A 20,120-nucleotide genomic window follows, 5' to 3' on the forward strand; every position below is an offset into this window, starting at 1 on the left:
ACATGACGACAAAAGGCACCATCATCGTAACCGGCGCAAGCCGCGGCATCGGCGCGTCGATCGCCATCCATCTGGCCCGGCAGGGTTACACCATTGCCTGCCTGACGCGCCGCGCAGAACTGCCACCAGCAAGCAGTGCGGACAGCGAGGCTCTCGCCCGCTGCGTCGCCATTGCCTGCGATGTGACCAAACCCGAGAGCATGCGCGCCGCGTTTGCGCAGGCCGCTGCGCTGGGCAAGCCGGTCGTCGGGGTGGTCAACAATGCCGGCGTGCACCTGGAAGGGCCGAGCGACCGCTTCTCGCTGGAGGACTACGAAACCGTCTTCGCGACTAACGCAACCTCGGTATTCCTCGGCTGCCAGAACGCCTATCCGCACCTGCTCGCGGCGGGGGGCGGCCTGATCGTCAACATCGGATCATTCTTCGACAAGATGGGCGTCAAGCGCAACCTGGCGTACTGCGCGTCGAAAGCCGCCGTGGGCGCCATTACGCGCTGCCTGGGCGTGGAATGGGCCAGCAAAGGCATTCGCGTGATGGATATTGCGCCGGGATACATCTCGACCGACCTGAACAAGGAGAGCATGGAAGGTCCGTTGAAGGAATTTCTGGAAAAGCGTATCCCCGGGCGCAAACCCGGGACGGCGGAAGACGTCGCCAAGCTGGTAGTTGCACTGTTCACGATCGATTCCCCATTCCTGACCGGCGAAACGATTTACATCGACGGCGCGCATGCAATCGCGCACTGAACCAAGGTCCCGACTCCTGATTGAAGAGGCAAGCATTTGAACATTTTTGAACGGCTGGATGCGGCCATTGAATTATCCGACGACGAGAAGCTCCTGGTCGAAAGCGTGCGCGTGCTCGCGCGCGGCGAAATCGCGAAGCGGGCTGAACACCACGACAAAACTGGCGAGTTCCCCTGGGAGAATGTAAAGGCGATCAACAACCTGGGCTTGAACGCGATGTTCATTCCCGAGGAATACGGCGGCGCCGCCTTGTCCTATACCGTCTACCTGGAATGCGTGCGCGAAATCACCAAGGCCTGCGCCTCGACGGGAATCATCTGGGCCACCAATTTCCACGCGATCAAGCCGGTGATCGACTTTGGCACGCATGAACAGAAGAGCCGCTTCCTGCCGCGCGTGGCCGAAGGCGGGCTGGTGTCGCTCGCGATCACGGAGCCGAACGCCGGATCCGATGCGACCGGCATGCGCACCCGCTTCACGCCCGATGGCGACGATATCGTCATCAATGGCGGCAAGACCTTCATTACCAACGGCGATGTCGCGGACCTTTATCTGCTGTTCGGAAAATGGAGCGAGATCGACGACCCCAAGAACGCCATCACGGCGCTGGTGCTGGAAAAGGGAACGCCCGGCCTGTCGGTGGTGCGCAAGGAAGACAAGATGGGCCATCGCGCATCGAGCACGGCCACCATTTCGTTCGACAACTGCCGCGTGCCGCGCGCGAACCTGCTGTGCAATCCGGGCGACGGCTTGCGTCTCCTGTTTGCATCCCTGAACAAGTCGCGTCCGAGCGTTGCAGCGCATGCGCTGGGCATCGCCCGCGCGGCGTTCGAGGATGGGATCGCCTACATCAACGAACGCAAGCAGTCCGGCCGCAAGATCGTCGAATTCCAGGGCATCCAGTTCATGCTGGCCGACATGGCGACTGACCTGGCGATGTGCGAGGGCTGGTTGTGGCGCATGGCAAAAGTGATCGACGGCGGCGGCACCGATTTCGGCATCGAAGCCTCGATGCTGAAGATGCGCGCCTCGGATATCGCCATGCGCATCACCACCGATGTGGTGCAGCTGTTCGGCGGCTATGGCTATTGCAGTGATTTTCGTGTCGAGCGGCTCATGCGCGACGCCAAGATCACACAGATCTGGGAAGGTACCAACCAGGTCCACCGCCAGCTGATTGGCCGCAGTTTCTTGACTAAATGAGGACGCAATGAGTGATATCAAAACCATCGGCGTAGCCGGCAGCGGCACCATGGGCGCCGGCATCGCGATCGTCGCAGCACGCGCCGGCTTTCGCACCGTCGTATACGACACACGGCAGGATGCGCTGGACCGCTCGCGCAAGCAGACAGCGGATTTCTTCGCAAAATCGGTGCAGCGCGGAAAGCTGACCGAGGAGCAGGTCGCCACTATCATGGCCAATCTGGTCGGTACCACGAACCTGTCGGACCTCGCTGCCTGCGACCTGGTGATCGATGCCGTATTCGAAGACCTGCGCGTCAAGCACGACCTGTTCGGCAAGCTCAATGAAGTGTGCCCCGCACATACCATTTTCGCGTCCAACACCTCGACCCTGTCGATTACGGAAATTGCGGGTGGTTCCGGCCGCGATGACCGCTTTGTCGGCATGCACTTCTGCCTGCCGGCTCAGTTGATGAAGCTGGTCGAGATGTCGCCGGGCTTGAATACGTCTGAAGAAACCTTCAGCAAGGCATGGGCTGCATGCGAAGCCATGGGCCAGCGTCCGGTCAAGACCAAGGACAATCCCGGTTTCATCCTGAATTATTTCCTGGTGCCCTACAACAACGATGCGATCCGGCTGGTCGAAGCCGGCGTAGCCGAACCCGCCGACATCGATCGTGCGATCAAGGAAGGATTGGGCTACCCGATGGGGCCGCTCGAATTGCTGGACCTGATCGGACTCGATACTCAACTCTTGCTGTGCGAAGCGCTGTATGGCGTGACTCACGAGCCGCGCGCGGCATGTCCGCCGCTGGTCAAGCGCATGATCGCTGCCGGCCATCTCGGACGGAAGTCGGGACGCGGCTTTTACACATATCAAGGCAATGCCATGTTCGGAGGCTGATCAATGAAATATTCAATTATCGATACCGGCAACGGCCGTTCCTTTCCGGCGCCGCATGCTCTGCTGGACGGGAAGTCGGCAGAGGGAGCGCTTGTCATCCTGTTGGGCGCCAAGGCAGGCGAGGCGCTTTCGACTGTTGCAAATGCGGACAAGAAAGCAGCAATCCTGATTGAACTGGGCAACGAATGCCTGGGCGTGCACACCGGGGAAAGCCGCGGCAATGAAGGATCCAATGTGCTCGGCTTCAACCGATTCCGGCTGGGGAATGGCGATCCTTCCAATCTGATCGAACTGGTACGCCAGCCCAACACGGCCGAGCCCGCGATTGCGGCCGCCAAAGAAGTGCTTGAAGCGGCCGGGCTGAAGGTCGCTGTGTGCTTTGATTTCCAGGGACGAATCATCGACCGTCTTGTACGCCCTTACTACAATGCCGCGCTGCGTCGCCTGGACGAAGGCCTGGCGAGCGCGGACGACATGGACCTGACGCTTCGCCTGGGCCTCGGCTATCCGGAAGGGCCGATTTCCCTGTTGGAGCGGACCGGGCTTGAACATCATTTCGACGTCACCAGCGCGCTGTTCGACGCCTATGGCGAGTCGCCCTATGCGCCCGCACGCCGGGCCCGCGTGGCCAAGGCCCGCGCGCCGGACAGAAAGGCTTGACATGATGCGCCCTCTGGAAGGAGTGCGCGTCCTCGACTTCAGCACGCTTCTGCCGGGGCCGATGGCGACACTGGTACTGGCTGAGGCCGGCGCCGAAGTCATCAAGATCGAGCGTCCCGGCCGTGGCGACGAGATGCGCAGCTATGAGCCGAAATTTGGCGAAGATAGCGTGAACTTTGCCTTGCTCAACCGGGGCAAGCGCAGTATCGCGATCGACCTGAAGGAAAAAGGGATCATCGACAAGCTGCGTGGCCTGATAGCGAGCGCTGACATTGTCGTCGAGCAGTTCCGGCCAGGGGTCATGGATCGGCTGGGCCTGGGCTACGAAGCACTGTCCGCGATCAACGACAAGATCATCTACTGCGCAATCACGGGATATGGCCAGTCGGGCCCCCTGGCGCAGGTTGCCGCGCACGACCTGAATTATCTTGCCGTATCCGGAATGCTCGGGCTCTCGGCGGGATCGGATGGCACTCCGGGGCTTCCACCTGCCCTGATCGCCGATATCGCAGGCGGAACCTACCCGGCCATTGTCAACATCCTGCTGGCATTGCGTCAGCGCGATCGAACCGGCAAGGGCTGCAAGCTCGATATCGCGATGGCGGACAACCTGTTCACTTTTCTCTACTGGGCGATCGGCAACGGCCAGTTGGGGCAGTGGCCGGTGCCGGGTGGAGAACTGGTGACCGGCGGCACGCCACGTTATCAGGTCTATCGCACCAGCGATGGCAAGTTCATCGCCGCGGCGCCGCTGGAAGATAAATTCTGGGCCAATTTCATCGAGGCGATCGGCGCTCCCGAGGAGCTGCTCGACGATGCCACGGATCCAGGGATGGTCAAGTCGGAAATCCAGCAGATCATCAGCGCACAAACGGCCGAGCATTGGGCCAAGTGCTTCGAAGGCAAGGATCTGTGCTGCGCCGTCGTCGCTTCAATGAAGGAGGCGATGGAGCATCCACACTTCCGGAGCCGCGGCCTGTTTTCGAAGCAACTCGCCAGCGGAGACCGCAGCATTGCCGCATTGCCCATTCCCGTCGCAAGTGAATTCCGCGACCAGAAAGCCGTCGACGGCTACCCGGGCCTGGGCGAGGCGAACCACGAATTCGGCCTCGATCACTAACAAAGAAAACGGATAGAACACGCATGCGTGCAATCGTAGTCAGGGAACACGGCGAACCTGAAACACTGAAACTTGAAGAAGTCGGCACGCCTGCCTTTGGCGATGATGAAGTGCTGATCGAGGTCCACGCCGCCGGCGTGAACTATCCGGATTTGCTCGTCATCAGCGGCCAGTACCAGATACTCCCGCCGCGGCCTTTCAGCCCCGGGAAAGATGCGGCCGGCGTGGTGCTTGCCACCGGCCGCAACGTCAGGACCTGCAAGCCGGGCGACCGTGTCATGGCGCAGGTCGAATACGGCGCGTACGCCGAGCAACTGGTGACCAGCGGGGAGAACTGTTTCGTCATTCCGCACAGCATGTCCTTTAACGATGCTGCTGCAATGGGCCTTGTGTACCAGACCGCGCATTTCGCGCTGGTCGAGCGCGGCATGTACCGACCGGGAGAAGTGGTTCTGGTCAACGGCGCCGGCGGCGGCGTCGGCCTGGCCGCAGTGCAGATCGCAAAGGGCCTTGGCGCGACGGTGCTGGCAGGCGTGCGGCGCGAAGAACACGCAAGGCTGGCCACGGAAAGCGGGGCCGACCATATCATCAAGCTCGACGCCGACAATCTGCGCGACTCGTTGCGCGAGCAAGTGCAGGCGGTCACCGACGGTCACGGCGCCGACGTAGTCCTCGACCCGCTAGGCGACGATGTATTCGATGCCAGCATGCGTGCGCTGGCCTGGCGCGGCCGCATGGTGGTGATCGGATTTGCGGCGGGCCGAATCCCTGCCATCAAGGCGAATTACTTACTCGTAAAAAACATCCTCGTGTCCGGCTTGCAGTGGAGCGATTATCGCGAGCGCGATCCGGCATGGGTGCGGCGCGTGCAGACCGAGCTGTTTGACCTGTACACCGCAGGGAAGATCAAACCCAATGTGATGCGCAGCTTCGCGCTGGAAGACTGCGCGCAAGCACTGGCACTGGTCAAGGCCGGCAAGGTCCAGGGCAAAGTGGTCCTGACCACTGCAAACGCGAAGGCGTGATAGCACTTATTGCACCGGTGCTCCCGACCTTGCGAGTACGCCGCGTGGACACGCCCCTTCATGATTAGCTATTCCAAGGAAACATTTCAATGACAACTCGATTAGATCCCTCATGCGTTGTGGCTGTCGTCGGCAGCGGGGCGATGGGCGCTGGCATTGCGCAAGTGGCGGCAGCGGCCGGCCATCCAGTCAAGCTTTATGACACCCGGCCGGAAGCCGTCGACAAGGCCATTGGCAGCATCCGGAAGACATTCCAGATGCTGGCCGAAAAAGGCCGCATGAGCGCACAGGCGGCAATGGAAGCCAGCGCACGGATTGTGCCGGCGACAAGCCTTGCGGAGACGGCAGGCGCCGCCCTGATCGTCGAAGCAATCATCGAGAACCTGGACATCAAACGCCAGTTGTTCGCTGACCTGGAAAACGTCGTCGGGGAGGATTGCATCCTGGCGACGAATACCTCGTCCATTTCCATCACGGCGCTGGGCGCGAAGCTGCGCAATCCGGGCCGCCTGGTCGGAATGCACTTCTTCAATCCCGTGCCCCTGATGGCGCTGGTCGAGGTGATCAGCGGATTGGCGACCGACCAGCGGGTAGCAGACATCGTGCATGCGACGGCAGCGGCATGGGGCAAGAGTCCGGTCTACGCAAAGTCAACGCCGGGTTTCATCGTCAATCGTGTTGCGCGTCCGTATTACGCGGAAGGCCTGCGCATCCTGGTCGAGCAGGCCGGCGAACCGGCAACGATCGACGCCATCATGCGGGAATCCGGCGGCTTCCGGATGGGGCCGTTCGAACTGATGGACATGATTGGCCATGACGTCAATTTCGCCGTCACGAACTCGGTGTTCGATGCCTATTTCAATGATCCACGCTTTACCCCGTCCGTCGCCCAGCAAGAATTGGTTGCAGCTGGATTCCTGGGCCGCAAGTCCGGCCGTGGCTTCTACCAGTACGCGAACGACGCGGCACCGCCGCAACCGCGAACGGAAGCAACACAAAGCGCACCAGCCAGCGCGACCGTGAGCAGCGCGGGCGCTGTCGCTGACGCCATCGCCGCACGCATGACGGCATCCGGGGGCGCCTTCACGCGCGGCGCGCCGGCCAGGGAGGACGCCATACTGGAATGCGAGGGCGCGCTGCTCTACCTTACGGATGGGCGAAGCGCGACACAACGCGCCGGCGAGACCCGCATTGCCAATACGGTGTTGCTGGATCTAGCGCTGGATTACAGGACGGCCAAGCGAGTGGCCCTGTGCCCTGCCGACCAATGCGATCCACAGGCATATCGAGCCATCGTTGGCTTGATGCAGGCTGCAGGCTACGCCGTCTCGCGTCTTGGCGACGTGCCCGGCATGGCCGTCATGCGAACCGTGACGATGCTGGCCAATGAGGCGGCCGACGCGGTCAACCAGGGCATCTGCACCGCGCCAGGCGCCGACACGGCGATGCAGAAGGGCGTGAACTATCCGCTCGGGCCGCTCGCCTGGGCCGATTCGATCGGATTGCCTTTCGTGAGGACCGTCCTCAATAACCTGGCGTCCACCTACGGGGAGGATCGTTACCGGGTTTCGCCGCTGATCCAGCGCAAGGTGTGGAACGGCTCAAGGTTTCACGATTAGAACGCCCCTTCCGAGTCAGCAAGATCACAGTCGGCGACATCGGGGATTGTTTCGTACGAGGGGGAAAATTGCCGAATTGCCGAGGATTGCGACAATGGCATTCCCAGCTTGTTAAATCCCGCATGTAGCGGATCAAGCACGCAGGAAACCATCGCTCTGTCAGAGCGTGCTACCCACTACGAGGCAGTATGCAGGCACATCAATTCATACCTGGTAAGCGACCCGATCAGCAGCCCGTCACGTTGACTGTCGCATTGAAGCACCTCGCTGTGCAAGGCTAGTGACAGGCGCACCGGGTCATAGCTCTCGATCAGCAGTACCCAGTCGACATAATGGTCGGGCAATGCGCGCCGCACTAACTCGGAATTGGATGAAGATGTTATCTCGGCGTCGGATTCGCAAAGCGACATAGAAACCATGCAGCCCGACTCCTTCAGGTGCTCGGCGAAACGGCCTCGGATGAAGCTGCGCGCGACATCTTCCTTGCCTTCTATCGCCTTGCACTGGACGACGATCATGCTGCCGCCTATCGCGATGCCGCTGCGCCACACTTCACGGCACGCGGCGCGCACCACGTTCTGGAAACTCGACAGAATGGCCCTACTCCTCGGCGTCGGGTTTTCGAGTACCTGGCGATATGAAGGTGAAATCAGGTCAATTATGGATTGGCACCTGTAGATCACCATGTAGGCCGGCTGGCCACCGACGGCACGGTAGCGGCGCACCGACCGAAAACCAGGCAGCGCCAAGCGCTCGGCAAAGTGCTCATCTGGATACCAGCGGTTGAATTCCTGATCCATCTCCTCCGGTATATCGTGCATGAGCAGCAGCAGTCCGGGGTATATCTCGGGGAGTGTCTTCATCTGTCGGCCTTTCTTTCCTGATGTCGTGGTTAGCGAAGAACGGTTGCTTTCCTGCGATCTAAGGCAAATTCTATTCCATTACCCAACTGGCCCGCGAACTCCTGAGCCCGGAGCGTGGACTGCAATTTCATAATTCAAGTGTATCCAAAAAATACACCTCCCTGTCTGCCGAACTGACAGCATTGCATTGCTTGTGGGCGCAAGGAAAGCAATCGCACACATAAGGGCCGGCGCAGTGTATGGCATGGACGTTGCACAAGTCTTTCTCACGCCGGGCATTCCGCCCGGCGTCCTACCAGTGACACGGAGTACGTGCTTTGCCGCCATGACACCCCACCACCCGCCGGTTCCAATGCGTCCCGCCACGCTGTCGGCAATCCTGTTGATCCTCTGCCTCGGTACGTTTTGCTCAGGCGTGTCGATGCGGCTGATGGATCCACTACTACCTTTTCTCAGCACAGAGTTCCAGGTGTCGCTCAGTGAGGCGGGGCAAACCGTCACATGGTTCACCCTTGCATATGGCTGCAGCCTTTGCTTCGTCGGCGTACTGGGGGACTACTATGGAAAGCTTCGCGTCGCCGCCAGCGCCAGCCTGATTTGCGCAGCCACCACCATGCTGTGCGCATTGGCACCCGACCATGCCGCCCTGAAATTGGGCCGTCTGCTGTCCGGTGCCGCCAGCAGCGGGGTGATGACGCTGGCGATGGCATGGCTCGGTGATGTCATACCCTATGACCGGCGACAGTCAGCACTGTCGCGGCTGTTGATCGGGATGTCACTCGGCGTATCGGCCGGCATTCTGGTTGGCGGGTTCGCCGCTGACAGACTGATCAACTGGCGAGTGGTCCTCGGCGTGCTGGCGGCCGGCTTCCTGACTGTCAGCGTGACCCTGTGGACAATGGAATGCACGCGGACCACACCGACCCGGCAACAGCGCGAAACTCCCCGCTCATGGCTATCCATCGTTGTAGTCGAGTGCCGCAGCATCCTCGCGCTGCCTCGTGCCCGGCTGATCCTGCTGACGGTAGCGATCGAAGGCGCGTTCTACTTCGGCGCCCTGGTTTTCATTCCGAGCCACCTTCATAGTGCGCGCGGCATTTCGCTAAGCCTGTCGGGCTCGGTGGTTATGCTGACCGGTGCCGGTGGCTTGTTCTTTTCAGTGTGCGCTCCGCTGTTCCTGCAGTTTGGAGAGCGACGGCTGGTCGCATGGGGCGGCGTTGTCAGCTCGGTTTCCCTACTGGTTGTGGCGCTCGCACCATGGCAAGCCGCCCTGCCCGGCTGCTTTTTCGCAGGTATGGGCTTCTACATGCTGCATAGCACTTTCCAGGCACAGGCAACGCAGATGGCACCCGAGCGGCGGGGCTCGGCTGTCGCCTTCTTCTCAGCTGCTTTCTTCCTTGGCCAGGCGGCGGGGGTAGCGGCGACGAGCAGGATGATCGACCATTTCGGATCGGAACCCGCCATCACGAGTGCTGCACTAGGCCTGCTCGCCATCACTTGGGCATTCAGCCGCAAGCTGAAAGGCCCAAAAGCGCAGACATGACAAATTGCCTGTCTTCGCCATGAGCAGCCTTTTGCCTGTGCCAAATACATCGACTAGCCTGCCCGACTTTGCGCGAAGCGCGCCGACGACAACCCCGACGCGCCGGTAAGCCGTTGACTACGATTTAAAAACTCTATACGGAACAATGGCTTGCGCCAATAATTCTGTCACATCGACGAATTGCCCCCCCGCTTTTGGCTGCTTGGCACATACATTGCTGATTGACACTCGCCAATCACAAAGACGATCGATGACCATGGAAGAATCAGGAGAGGTTTTACTGGACAAGGCAAACGGGCTCGCGGTGATTACCTTGTCCCGTCCGAACAAGCGCAACGCACTCTCGCCGACGATGCGGGCGAGCCTGGGCGAATGCTTGGCCGATGTCGGGAAGGACGAAGCGGTCAAAGTGCTCCTGTTGCGCGGTGATGGTCCGGCATTTTGTGCAGGTGCGGATATCGTCGACGCGCCGCAATCGCCGCTTGCCTGGCGAGAGCGAATCCGAATGGCGCAAGCCCATCACATCGCGATCGTCCGCATGAACAAGCCGGTGATCGCAGCGGTACAGGGCGCAGCGACCGGGGGGGGCGCATCGCTTGCATTGGCGGCCGACATACTGGTAATGGCCGACGACGCGAAACTGTCCTTCCCCTTCGTGCGCCTGGGGCTCGTTCCTGACGGCGGTGCCTCGGCCCTGCTGCAGGCCAAGACGAATGCCGCTACCGCACTCGACTTGCTGCTCACGGGCGGCTCAATTACCGCAGTCGATGCTCAGCACCTCGGTCTCACGCGGCGGGTCGTCCCGGCCGAGCAACTCGATGCCGCCAGCCGGGCTCTCGCTTCAGATCTTCTCAATCTCCCATGGGAAGCGCTGATGCTAACCAAGGCATTGTGTGCGCAACACTGGGCAGCGGGACTTGAGCCCGTGCTCGCCCACGAGGCCGAGGCGTTCGCACTGGCCTCATCTACCGCAGGGCACCAGTCCGCGCTTGCCGCGATGCTCTTGAAACTCAACCAAAAGGGAAAATCATAGTGTTCACTGCCGATACATTGAAGGGACGGGTCGCACTAATCACAGGCGGTGCCGGCGACATTGGCCTGGAAATCGCCACCACCTATGGACGGCTGGGCGCGACGGTGGTGCTAGCCAGCCGCAACCAGGAGCGCCTGGACAGGGCCTGCGGGCAACTCGCGGCCGAGGGGATCACAGCTGCCGCGTTCCGTACCGATGTGCGCGACTTTGATGAAGTGAAGCGTACGATCGACAATGCGGTCGAGCGCTTCGGCTCGCTTGATGTCCTCGTCAACAACGCCGCTGGCAACTTCCACTGCCCGACCGCAGGTCTTACGCCCAAAGGCTGGCGCACGGTGATCGACATCGACCTGAACGGCACCTTCTACTGCTGCCTGGCTTCTTATGAACACCTGAAGCGGTCACAGTTCGGCGGCTCGATCATCAGCATCATCACCATGCTTGGCGTAACCGGCTGGCCGGGCGCTGCGCACGCGGCAGCAGCAAAAGCCGGCATCCTTTCACTCTCGCGCACGTTGGCCGTCGAGTGGGGACCGGACGGGATTCGCGTCAACACCATCTCGCCCGGGCCGATCGGCGATACCGAAGGCGTCAAACGCATGTACCTCGACACTGGTCGCGGTGAACTGGAACGCAAGAAGACCGCGCTAGGCCGCTTCGGCGCCAAGATCGATATCGCCAACGCCGCGACCTATCTGGCGTCCGACCTTGGCTCTTACATGACCGGCGAAAACATGGTTGTCGACGGTGGCCGCTGGCTCAAGTACGTGGCCTCCTGAAGCCGACCATCCACTTCTTGACGAGGTAGTCCCTTGAATTTCGAACCGACTGAAGAGCAGAATCTTCTTCGTGCCGCCATCGAACGCTTGGTGCGAACCGAGTGCTCGCACGAGAAAGTACGGATTTGGGATCGCGATGGCATTTTCCCCGAGCCGGTCTATCAAGCCATGGTGCAGGCCGGTTTCGTCGCCATGGTGGTCCCGGTTGCCTACGGTGGCCTCGGCAGCTCGATGGCCGATTGCACCATCCTGTACGAGGAAGTTGCCCGGCCCAGTGTTGACTTCGCAACCCGCATCGCCCTGCAGGCCTGGGGGTCAATGATCCTCGCGGACTTTGCCTCGGAAGATCTGCGACAGGAAATCCTGCCGAAAGTAGCGACCGGGCACGTCAAGCTTTCCTTCAGCCTGACAGAACCGCAGTCCGGTTCGGACGCGGCATCTCTGACCACCGCCGCCCGTCGTGATGGCGACGACTGGCTGCTGCGAGGACAAAAGGTATTTTCCAGCGGCGCCGATGCGCCGGACAACATGATGATCGTCGCCGCACGCACGGCAAAAGGCGCCACCCGTCAGGAAGGTATCTCGCTGTTCCTGGTCCCCAATAACCTGCCAGGTTTGACGATCAATCGCCTGGACGTTATCGGGCGCCGAATACTGGGACTGACGGAAATATTCTTCGACGACGTCCGTCTGCCATCAAGGTACCTCATCGGCGAAGCCGGCGAGGGCTGGACCTACATCGGGCGCCACCTGGAACGCGAACGAATCACCTTGGCCGCCAATTACATCGGTACCGCCCGCAGCGCCCTGGAGGAAGCCACGGCCTACGCTCGGGAAAGGCAGCAATTCGGCCGTCCGATCGGGCAGTTCCAGGTAATCGCTCACAGTCTGGCTGACATGGCAACAGAACTGGAGGCGGGGTGCTGGCTCACTGCAATGGCCGCATGGCGCTATGACCAGGGCCTGCCTTGCCGCAAGGAGGCGAGCATGGCCAAGCTCTTCGTTTCAGAAATGTTGCAGCGCGTTACCGCGGCCGGCATGCAAATCCTCGGCGGCCATGCCTACACCACCGATTACAACATGCAGCGCCACTGGCGCGATGCCCGCAACGCTACCGTGGGCGGCGGCACCTCGCAGATACAACGACAACTGATTTCAAGGGAATTGGGACTATGAGAACGACAACGGGTTATGTACCGAACCGCACGCGACTTTTCGGGCGCAAAGAGATGCGGCGGCTTATTGATCCGGCCAGCATTGCCGTCATCGGCGCCTCTGAAACACCGGGCTCGTTCGGAGCACGAACGCTGGACAACATTCGTATCGGATACGCCGGCAATATTTACCCTATCAATCCTCGCTATGAATCGGTCTCCGGACTGAAGTGCTACTCGAGGCTGGAGGACCTGCCCGAAGTACCTGATTGCGTGATCGTAATCGTACCGATGGCCCAAGTCGAAGATCTGGTGCAGCGCGCATCCGCAATGGGTGTGGGCGGCATGATCCTGTATTCGGCCGGTTTCGCCGAAGTCGGCAAACCCGAGTCCATTCAGACACAGTACCGCATGGCGAAGATCGCCCAGGAGTCCGGCATGCGCCTGCTGGGACCGAACTGCGTCGGTATTGCCAACCTGAACAGCATGGTGGGCCTGAACTTCATGCCGAAGTTTAACGAGATGCGCATGGTCAAGGGCGACATCGGGATAATTTCCCAGAGCGGTGCGCTGGGGTACTGCATGATGCAATCAATGGAGCGCGGCATCGGCTTCACGCACTACCTCTCGCCGGGAAACTCCTGCGACGTCGACGTCTGCGACATGATCAACTATCTGGTCGAGGACGATGCCACCAAGGTGATCTGCTGCATGTTCGAAGGCGTTCGCGACGGGGAGCGCCTGCTGGAAGCGGCACGCAGGGCATTGGCTGCCGACAAACCCCTCCTGATCTACAAACTGGCAAACAGTGTCATCAGTCAGCGAACTGCCATGTCGCACACCGGCACCATGGCAGGGTCCGCAGCTGCCTATGAGGCCGCATTCCGCGCCACTGGGGTGGTAATCATCGACAACTGGGAGGCAATGGTGGAAACGGCGGTCCTGTTCTCCAAGTCAGGCCGGCCCAAAGCCGAGGGCGTGGGCGTGATGGCAAGTTCGGGCGGCGCAGCCGTGATGGCGGCCGACAAAGCGGAGGAAATCGGGCTGACGCTACCGCCCCCCACCGCCGCCACCTCGGCCAGGCTGGCAAACGTGGTACCGGACTTCGGCTCCACCGCCAACCCCTGCGACCTGACTGCCGAATCGCTCAAGAGCGTGCAGATGTATGGCGACTGCATACGCGCATTCGCAGAGGATCCAGGTTTTGCCGCAGTGGTTGTGCCCATGATGTCGGCATACCGTCCGACCACGATCGAACGGGCACAATTCCTGTCCGGCTTGGCTGACGAACTGGACAAGCCGGTCTGCCTGGTGTGGATCAATGAATGGCTCAACGGTCCAGGCAGCGAAGTGTATGACGCTTCACCGCGAATCTCCATGTTCCGCTCCATGACTCGCTGCATCAAAGCGCTCAAGTTGTGGACAGACCATTACCGCAACCGGGACCGGCTGTTGCAGGCGCCTGCGCTGGCGGCCGAGGGCGACGCCAAAACCGCACGCGAGGTATTCGCCGGTGCAGCCGCTAGTGGCCACGGCCCGGCCCTGAGCGAGAGCCAGTCCAAGCGAGTACTTGCCGCATACGGGGTTCGGGTGACGCGCGAAATACTGGTGGCCAATCCGGCAAGCGCGGTCAAGGCCGCTCGCGAAATCGGCTTCCCGGTCGCGATGAAAATTGACTCCAACGACATTCCACACAAGACGGAAGCAGGCGTGGTGCGCCTGAATCTGGCGGACGAGGCCGCGGTCGAGCGCGCCGCAAGCGAGCTGCTGAATACGGCCGCAGCGCTACCGGGCACCCCCATCATCAATGGCATACTGGTGCAACAGATGGTCGAACGGGGTGTCGAGATGATGATCGGTGCCCGCCGCGACGCGCAATTCGGGCCGCTGGTTGTATGCGGGTTTGGCGGCGTCGACGTCGAACTTACCCGCGACGTTGCCGTCGCCCTGGCCCCGGTCAACCATTCCCAGGCGCGGGACATGATCCTGTCGCTGCGCAAGGCGCCGCTGTTGACCGGTTTCCGGAACATGCCCGCACTGGATGTCGATGCCCTTGCCGAAGCCGTATGCCGGGTATCGGCGCTGGCAGCCGACCTGCGCGACGCTGTCAGTGAAATCGACGTCAATCCGTTCATCCTTGGCAGGAAGGGTGGCGTTGCCGTGGACGCACTGGTCATCGGCAACCGGGAAGACCAGCCATGAATGCACCTTCCACAGCGCACCCGATGAGCATCGACACCCCGGCCAGCAAAGCGCTGGGAATCCGCTATCCAATTGTACAAGGCGGCCTGGCGCGTATCGCCCGCGCAGAGCTGGCAGCAGCAGTATCTGCCGCTGGCGGAATGGGACAAATCGCGGTCGCCGGCCTGGCCGAGGTAGACCTGTTGCGCGCAGAAATACGCAAGACCAAGCAGCTTACGAGCGCACCCTTCGGCGTCAATTTTCCTGTCGGGCATATCAAGATCGACCACCTGCTCGATCTGGTTGCAGAAGAAGGCGTGGCGGCGGTGTCCTTCACCGGGGGCAATCCCAAGCCCTATATCGATCGTCTGGCCGGCACCGGGATCAGCATCCTGGTGCTTGTCTCCGGTCCCGAGCAGGCAAAGAAGGCGGAACAGGCGGGCGCACATGTGCTGGCGACCGTCGGCTACGAGGGCGGCGGGCATATCGGCCGCACAGACCTGACCACTCTGGTGGCGATACCGCTGGTCAAGCGCGCCGTAAGCATTCCCGTGCTGGCAGGCGGTGGCATCGCCGACGGCTTTGGAATGGCGGCAGCACTGGCGCTAGGCGCCGACGGCGTGGAGGTTGGCACCCGCTTCATCGCAGTACGCGAAGCCTTCGCGCACCAGAACTACAAGGATGCCGTGATCCGGGCTGGCGCCGATGACACGGTAGTCATCAAGCGGTCGGTGGGCACCCCCGGGCGGGCCTTGGCCAACGAATGGGCCGGCAAGATTCTCGACGTCGAGAAAGCGGGCGGCTCGCGCGAGACCATACTCGGCATGGTTCGCGCCGACGCCAACGAGCGCGCGATCATCGATGGCGACATGCGTGGAAGCGTCGCTTGGCTGGGTCAGTCGGCTGCTCTGGTCGACGACATCCCGGGCGCAGCCGAAGTCGTGCAACGGATGGTGGCCGAGGCGGCAACCGCAGCCGCTCGCTTGGCCCATCAGATGCAAGTAGTGGAACGATAAAAAATCGCGAGAAATCGCCAGACCTGGTCAACTGGCCAGCACAAAGGGGGAGATGATGAAGCTGAACATGGTTCGGGGTTTTCTCGAGTTGGCCACGCGCGTGACGCTTTGCATCGCCGGAGTCGGCTTGCTGCTGATGATGGTGCTGGTAATACTGGACGTATCACTCAAATATCTGATCAACGCGCCGGTCCCCGGCACGCTGGAGATGGTGTCCTTCTACGCCATGGCAACCTGCGCATTCCTGCCGTTCGCCTACGTACAGAAGACCAACCACCACATCGTAATGACGCTAGCCACCGAACGCATGCGTCCCAAATCGCTACGCATCCTGCTGGCGGTGGTCCACATGGTCAGCGCCGCCTATCTGTTTCTGTTCGCCTGGGCGTCCGGCGTTGAAGCGATCCATATGAGCACCGTTGGCGAATCCACCAGCGCGATCCATTTCGACATTCTGATCTGGCCGGCACGTTGGTGCGTTCCGGTATCGACCTTCCTGATGGGCTGCTGGATGCTGATGCAGACCCTGCTTTCATTCACGGAGAAGACTGATGACTGAATTTTCCCCCGTTGCAGTCGGCTTCATCGGACTTGGTCTTCTGGTCGTCCTGATGGCACTGCGCTTCCCGATCGGAATCGCACTGGGTACGGTATCGCTGAGCGGCATGTTTGTCCTGCGCGGCCCGTCCGCTGCGATGGCCGCACTGGCCGGGCTGCCATTCGAGTTTGCCGCAAGCTGGTCCCTCTCGGCAGTGCCGATGTTCCTGCTGATGGGCGCGATCGCCTTCCACACCGGACTCACCCGCAGCCTGTTCTCGGCAGCCCGGAAGTGGCTCAGTTTTCTGCCTGGCGGCCTGGCAGTAGCGACCAACTTCGCAAGCGCAGGCTTCGCGGCCGTCTCCGGTTCCAGCCTGGCCACTGCTGCCGCCATGGGACGCATCGCGATTCCGGAAATGCTCAAAGCCCGCTACGATCCCGGCCTGGCTACCGCAGTCGTTGCGGCCAGCGGGACACTGGGCTCGCTGATTCCGCCCAGCATCCTTTTCGTGCTGTACGGCATCTTCACCGACCAGCCCATCGGCAAGCTACTGATCGCGGGCATCCTTCCGGGGCTGTTAACCGCGTTTGTCTACGCCGCCATGATCATCGGACGCTGTTACCTTAATCCGAATCTGGCGCCGGCTCTCGACGAGAAGGTCACCATGACCGAACGCTTGGCCGAACTGCGCAAGGTGTGGCCGGTACCGGCCCTGATCCTGGCGGTGGCCGGCAGCCTGTACAGCGGGCTGGCGACGACCACTGAAGCAGCGGCCGTCGGCGCCTTCATGGCCTTCGTGGTGGGAGCGCTGCAGGGCCGACTGACCTGGCGTGCCTTTATCGACAGCGTGCAGGAATCACTGGCCAGCACGGCATCGATATTCTTCGTCGCCATAGGCGCCATTCTGCTGACACGATTCTTGGCCCTTAGCGGCGTGCCGAACTACCTGGCCACGCTGATGGGTGCCTGGGCGCTTGATCCCATTCTGGTGGTGCTGGGCGCATCGCTGATCTACCTGTTCCTGGGCATGTTCCTCGATCCGGTCGGACTGATGCTGATCACGCTGCCGGTACTGATGCCGATGTTCCGGGCCCTCAACCTTGACCTGATCTGGATCGGCGTGCTGGTGGTCAAGTACCTGGAGATCGGCTTGCTGACGCCGCCGGTGGGACTCAATGCCTACGTGATCAGCGGCGTGGTCGGGTCTGCGGTGCCACTATCGCGCATCTTTCACGGCCTTATCTGGTTCCTGGCAGCAGAGGCATTGATCATGGCTCTACTTATAGGGTTCCCGCAGATCAGCCTGTACCTCCCGAATTTGATGAGCAACTAGTCCAATTTCCGCAGTCGCGGCGTTCAACAAGACCGAGAAGGTCGACAAGGAGACGATCATGAAAAAGTACTTTAGGATGGCTGCATTGCTCGCACTCGCGGCAATTGCACTCCCGACCGTGGCACAGCAGAGCAAGCCATTGAGCTACTCCAACTACCTTCCGCCCACTCACGCCAGCAACCGGTACGCATTGGAGCCTCTATTCAAGACGGTGGAACAGGAAACCAAAGGCAGCCTGAAGATCAATCTGCATCCAGGTGGCGCCATGGTTGGCGGCAAAGGAACAATCTCCGCCATCCGAGACGGCCTGGTGGACGGTGGCTTCATCGTATCGCTATATCATCAGAACGAAATCCCGCTGAACACAGCGCTTTCCGACCTCGCATTCCTGGTAGAAAATCCACTGGTGGCGATGGGGGCTGTAAACGAGACGGTACTTTTGGGTTGCCCCGAGTGCCTGCAGGAGTATCGCAAGTACAAGACGATCTACATGGGCACCTATGCAACTACGCCCTACCTGATGATGTGCAAGAAGCCTGTGCAGACGCTGGCAGACCTCAAGGGTCTGAAAATGCGCGCTGCGGGCACCGTATACGGGCGCTGGGCCTCCCGCCTGGGCGGTGTTCCGGTCAACATAACCAACGCCGAAGCCTATGAAGCAATCGAACGCGGTCAACTCGACTGCATGATCGGCTCACTGTCATGGCTGCAGACCCTTTCGCTGTGGGACCTGACGCGCAACGTGATCGACCTGCCAATGGGTGCCTACCTTGGTGGTGCGTTGGTTGCCTTCAACGAGTCGAGCTGGAAGAGCGTGAAGGAATCCGATCGTGCTACTTTCGTCAAGAACCTACCCGGCGCCATGGCAAGGCTGGCAGTTGGCTATGTCAAGGACGACCATGACGTCGAAGAGCAAGCCAAGGCCAAGGGCGTAACCATCAGAAAGCCCGACCAGGCACTGACCAACCTGCTGGCGAGCTATCGCCAGGATGAAATCCGCAATGCGATCGAGGCTGCCAAAAAACGTGGCGTCCGCAATCCGGAGGTTGCCGTCAACGCCTTCGTGAAAAACCTGTCGAAATGGGAAGCAATCGTTGCTCGCACCGGAAACGACCCCGTCAAATTCGAGCAGGCATTGCGCGACGAGATCTATAGCAAAGTGAAATTCTGACCATCGCATCACTTCGTTCCCGACGGATCACGTCGGGAACTCAATCCGGAGAGGTAGCAATGGAAGAGACAAACGCACCGCCATATAAAGGACTGAAAGTCCTCGACCTCAGCCAAGGAATCGCCGGCCCGTATTGTGCAGAGATCCTGGTACAGAACGGTTGCGACGTGATCAAGGTGGAACCGCCAGGGGGTGACTGGGGCCGCGGCATCGGATTCGCACCCGAGGGGATGAGCGCGCTGGCGCTCGCCTACAACATGGGCAAGCGCTCGATCTCCCTGGATGCTGGCAGCGATCAGGGACGGACCATCTTGAGGGAACTGGCGTCCCGAGCGGACATCATCGTCGAAAGCTTTCGGCCCGGCGTGATGGAACGCTTCGGGCTGTCGTACGCACAGCTATCACGCGACAACCCCAAGCTGGTCTATGTGTCTGTCAGCGCTTTCGGATCCGACGGTCCCTATGCCGAACGCCGCGGCTCCGACTCGACGCTTCAAGCAATGAGCGGCCTGATGATGGCCAACCGTGACGCCCAGGGTACACCGCGGAAGATCGGGATACTGATCGTGGATGTATCGACCGGCCTATACGCAGCCCAGGCAACCGCTACTGCTCTTTACCGCCGCGCTACCCGCGGTGAAGGCGCGCATGTCCAGGTCTCGCTACTGGACGCATCGGCTGCAATACAGGCCAATGCGATCATCGAAGCCACGTTGACTGCCGGTCGGCCTCGCACCCCATACAGTGTGCCGGCTGGCACCTTTGCCACCGCGAACGGCCACATTAACGTGACCTCCCTGCACGACCGTATGTTTGCCGGACTGTGCCGCGCCGTGGGCCGGGAGGACTGGCTCGACGATCCGCGCTTTTCCGATTCTCAGGCACGCTTCCGCCACGCTGCGGACATCAACAAGGCACTGGAGGATATCTTCCTCACCCATCCGAGTGAGCACTGGATGCGCATCCTCGGCGAGCAGAGCGTGGTCTGCGGCCCGATCAGCGGCTATCAGGATTTCCTCGCTGATCCCCAGGTGAAGCAATGCGATATATTCCAGCAGGTCGATCATCCGGGTCTGCCTCCAGTGTCCGTGCCGCGGGTTCCTGGCGTGCAGCCACAAGCCACGCTCAGGCCTGCGCCCCGGGTCGGCGAGCACACGCGCGCAATCCTGATCGAAATGGGCCGACAGGGCGCCGACATCGACGACCTTTTCGAGACTGGCGTGGTTTGCGGGCCCGCGCCGAGCTGATTTGCC

At 61.1% G+C, this 20,120-nt stretch carries 18 protein-coding genes; 17 read left to right on the forward strand and 1 reads right to left on the reverse strand.

The window, feature by feature from the left end:
- Positions 1-2: 2 nt before the first annotated feature.
- From FVE66_RS17200 to paaH, 7 genes are all read left to right on the forward strand, one after another.
- Entirely contained in the window at positions 3-746 is a 744-nt protein-coding gene (locus FVE66_RS17200) for an SDR family NAD(P)-dependent oxidoreductase (protein WP_151448702.1), read from the forward strand.
- Positions 747-782: 36 nt separating this feature from the next.
- Positions 783-1,949 carry an acyl-CoA dehydrogenase family protein gene (locus FVE66_RS17205; protein WP_151448703.1) on the forward strand — a complete coding sequence of 389 codons (1,167 nt, stop codon included), beginning with the start codon at positions 783-785 and terminating at the stop codon, positions 1,947-1,949.
- Positions 1,950-1,956: 7 nt separating this feature from the next.
- Positions 1,957-2,832 carry a 3-hydroxyacyl-CoA dehydrogenase family protein gene (locus tag FVE66_RS17210; RefSeq protein WP_151448704.1) on the forward strand — a complete coding sequence of 292 codons (876 nt, stop codon included), beginning with the start codon at positions 1,957-1,959 and terminating at the stop codon, positions 2,830-2,832.
- Between the two features lie 3 nt (positions 2,833-2,835).
- On the forward strand, positions 2,836-3,492 hold the full coding sequence (locus FVE66_RS17215; protein ID WP_151448705.1) for a 3-hydroxyacyl-CoA dehydrogenase family protein: 657 nt from the start codon (positions 2,836-2,838) through the stop codon (positions 3,490-3,492).
- Position 3,493: 1 nt separating this feature from the next.
- On the forward strand, positions 3,494-4,612 hold the full coding sequence (locus FVE66_RS17220) for a CaiB/BaiF CoA transferase family protein (protein ID WP_151448706.1): 1,119 nt from the start codon (positions 3,494-3,496) through the stop codon (positions 4,610-4,612).
- Positions 4,613-4,635: 23 nt separating this feature from the next.
- Entirely contained in the window at positions 4,636-5,637 is a 1,002-nt protein-coding gene (locus FVE66_RS17225; protein WP_151448707.1) for an NADPH:quinone oxidoreductase family protein, read from the forward strand.
- Between the two features lie 89 nt (positions 5,638-5,726).
- Positions 5,727-7,256 (forward strand): 3-hydroxyacyl-CoA dehydrogenase PaaH, encoded by a 1,530-nt coding sequence (gene paaH / locus FVE66_RS17230; protein ID WP_151448708.1) that lies wholly within the window; start codon positions 5,727-5,729, stop codon positions 7,254-7,256.
- A 176-nt stretch (positions 7,257-7,432) separates the two neighbouring features.
- Here paaH and FVE66_RS17235 read toward each other — a convergent pair whose 3' ends face one another.
- Positions 7,433-8,119 (reverse strand): DUF4286 family protein, encoded by a 687-nt coding sequence (locus FVE66_RS17235; protein WP_151448709.1) that lies wholly within the window; start codon positions 8,117-8,119, stop codon positions 7,433-7,435.
- Between the two features lie 352 nt (positions 8,120-8,471).
- Between FVE66_RS17235 and FVE66_RS17240 the strand changes: the two genes are divergently transcribed.
- The 10 genes from FVE66_RS17240 to FVE66_RS17285 all read left to right on the forward strand — a co-directional run bounded on the left by FVE66_RS17240 (position 8,472) and on the right by FVE66_RS17285 (position 20,114).
- Positions 8,472-9,662, forward strand: coding sequence for an MFS transporter (locus FVE66_RS17240; RefSeq protein ID WP_161993327.1), 1,191 nt, complete (start codon positions 8,472-8,474; stop codon positions 9,660-9,662).
- 250 nt (positions 9,663-9,912) lie between these two features.
- Entirely contained in the window at positions 9,913-10,695 is a 783-nt protein-coding gene (locus FVE66_RS17245; protein ID WP_151448711.1) for an enoyl-CoA hydratase/isomerase family protein, read from the forward strand.
- Entirely contained in the window at positions 10,695-11,474 is a 780-nt protein-coding gene (locus FVE66_RS17250) for an SDR family oxidoreductase (protein ID WP_151448712.1), read from the forward strand. The genes FVE66_RS17245 and FVE66_RS17250 overlap by 1 nt, the downstream gene beginning before the upstream one ends.
- Positions 11,475-11,507: 33 nt before the next feature.
- Positions 11,508-12,650: an acyl-CoA dehydrogenase family protein gene (locus FVE66_RS17255; protein WP_151448713.1), complete on the forward strand. Its 1,143-nt coding sequence runs from the start codon at positions 11,508-11,510 to the stop codon at positions 12,648-12,650.
- A 53-nt stretch (positions 12,651-12,703) separates the two neighbouring features.
- Positions 12,704-14,830: an acetate--CoA ligase family protein gene (locus FVE66_RS17260; protein WP_161993328.1), complete on the forward strand. Its 2,127-nt coding sequence runs from the start codon at positions 12,704-12,706 to the stop codon at positions 14,828-14,830.
- Positions 14,827-15,825, forward strand: a complete 999-nt coding sequence (locus FVE66_RS17265) for an NAD(P)H-dependent flavin oxidoreductase (protein ID WP_206668785.1) — start codon at positions 14,827-14,829, stop codon at positions 15,823-15,825. Before FVE66_RS17260 ends, FVE66_RS17265 begins: the two co-directional genes overlap by 4 nt.
- Positions 15,826-15,877: 52 nt before the next feature.
- On the forward strand, positions 15,878-16,384 hold the full coding sequence (locus FVE66_RS17270; protein ID WP_151448715.1) for a TRAP transporter small permease: 507 nt from the start codon (positions 15,878-15,880) through the stop codon (positions 16,382-16,384).
- Entirely contained in the window at positions 16,377-17,696 is a 1,320-nt protein-coding gene (locus FVE66_RS17275; RefSeq protein WP_151448716.1) for a TRAP transporter large permease, read from the forward strand. The genes FVE66_RS17270 and FVE66_RS17275 overlap by 8 nt, the downstream gene beginning before the upstream one ends.
- Positions 17,697-17,754: 58 nt before the next feature.
- On the forward strand, positions 17,755-18,867 hold the full coding sequence (locus tag FVE66_RS17280) for a C4-dicarboxylate TRAP transporter substrate-binding protein (RefSeq protein WP_151448717.1): 1,113 nt from the start codon (positions 17,755-17,757) through the stop codon (positions 18,865-18,867).
- Between the two features lie 59 nt (positions 18,868-18,926).
- A complete protein-coding gene (locus FVE66_RS17285) occupies positions 18,927-20,114 on the forward strand; it encodes a CaiB/BaiF CoA transferase family protein (protein ID WP_151448718.1) in 1,188 nt (395 codons plus the stop codon).
- Positions 20,115-20,120 lie beyond the last annotated feature (6 nt).

The organism is Lacisediminimonas profundi (assembly GCF_008831265.1).
Lineage (GTDB): Bacteria > Pseudomonadota > Gammaproteobacteria > Burkholderiales > Burkholderiaceae_D > Lacisediminimonas > Lacisediminimonas profundi.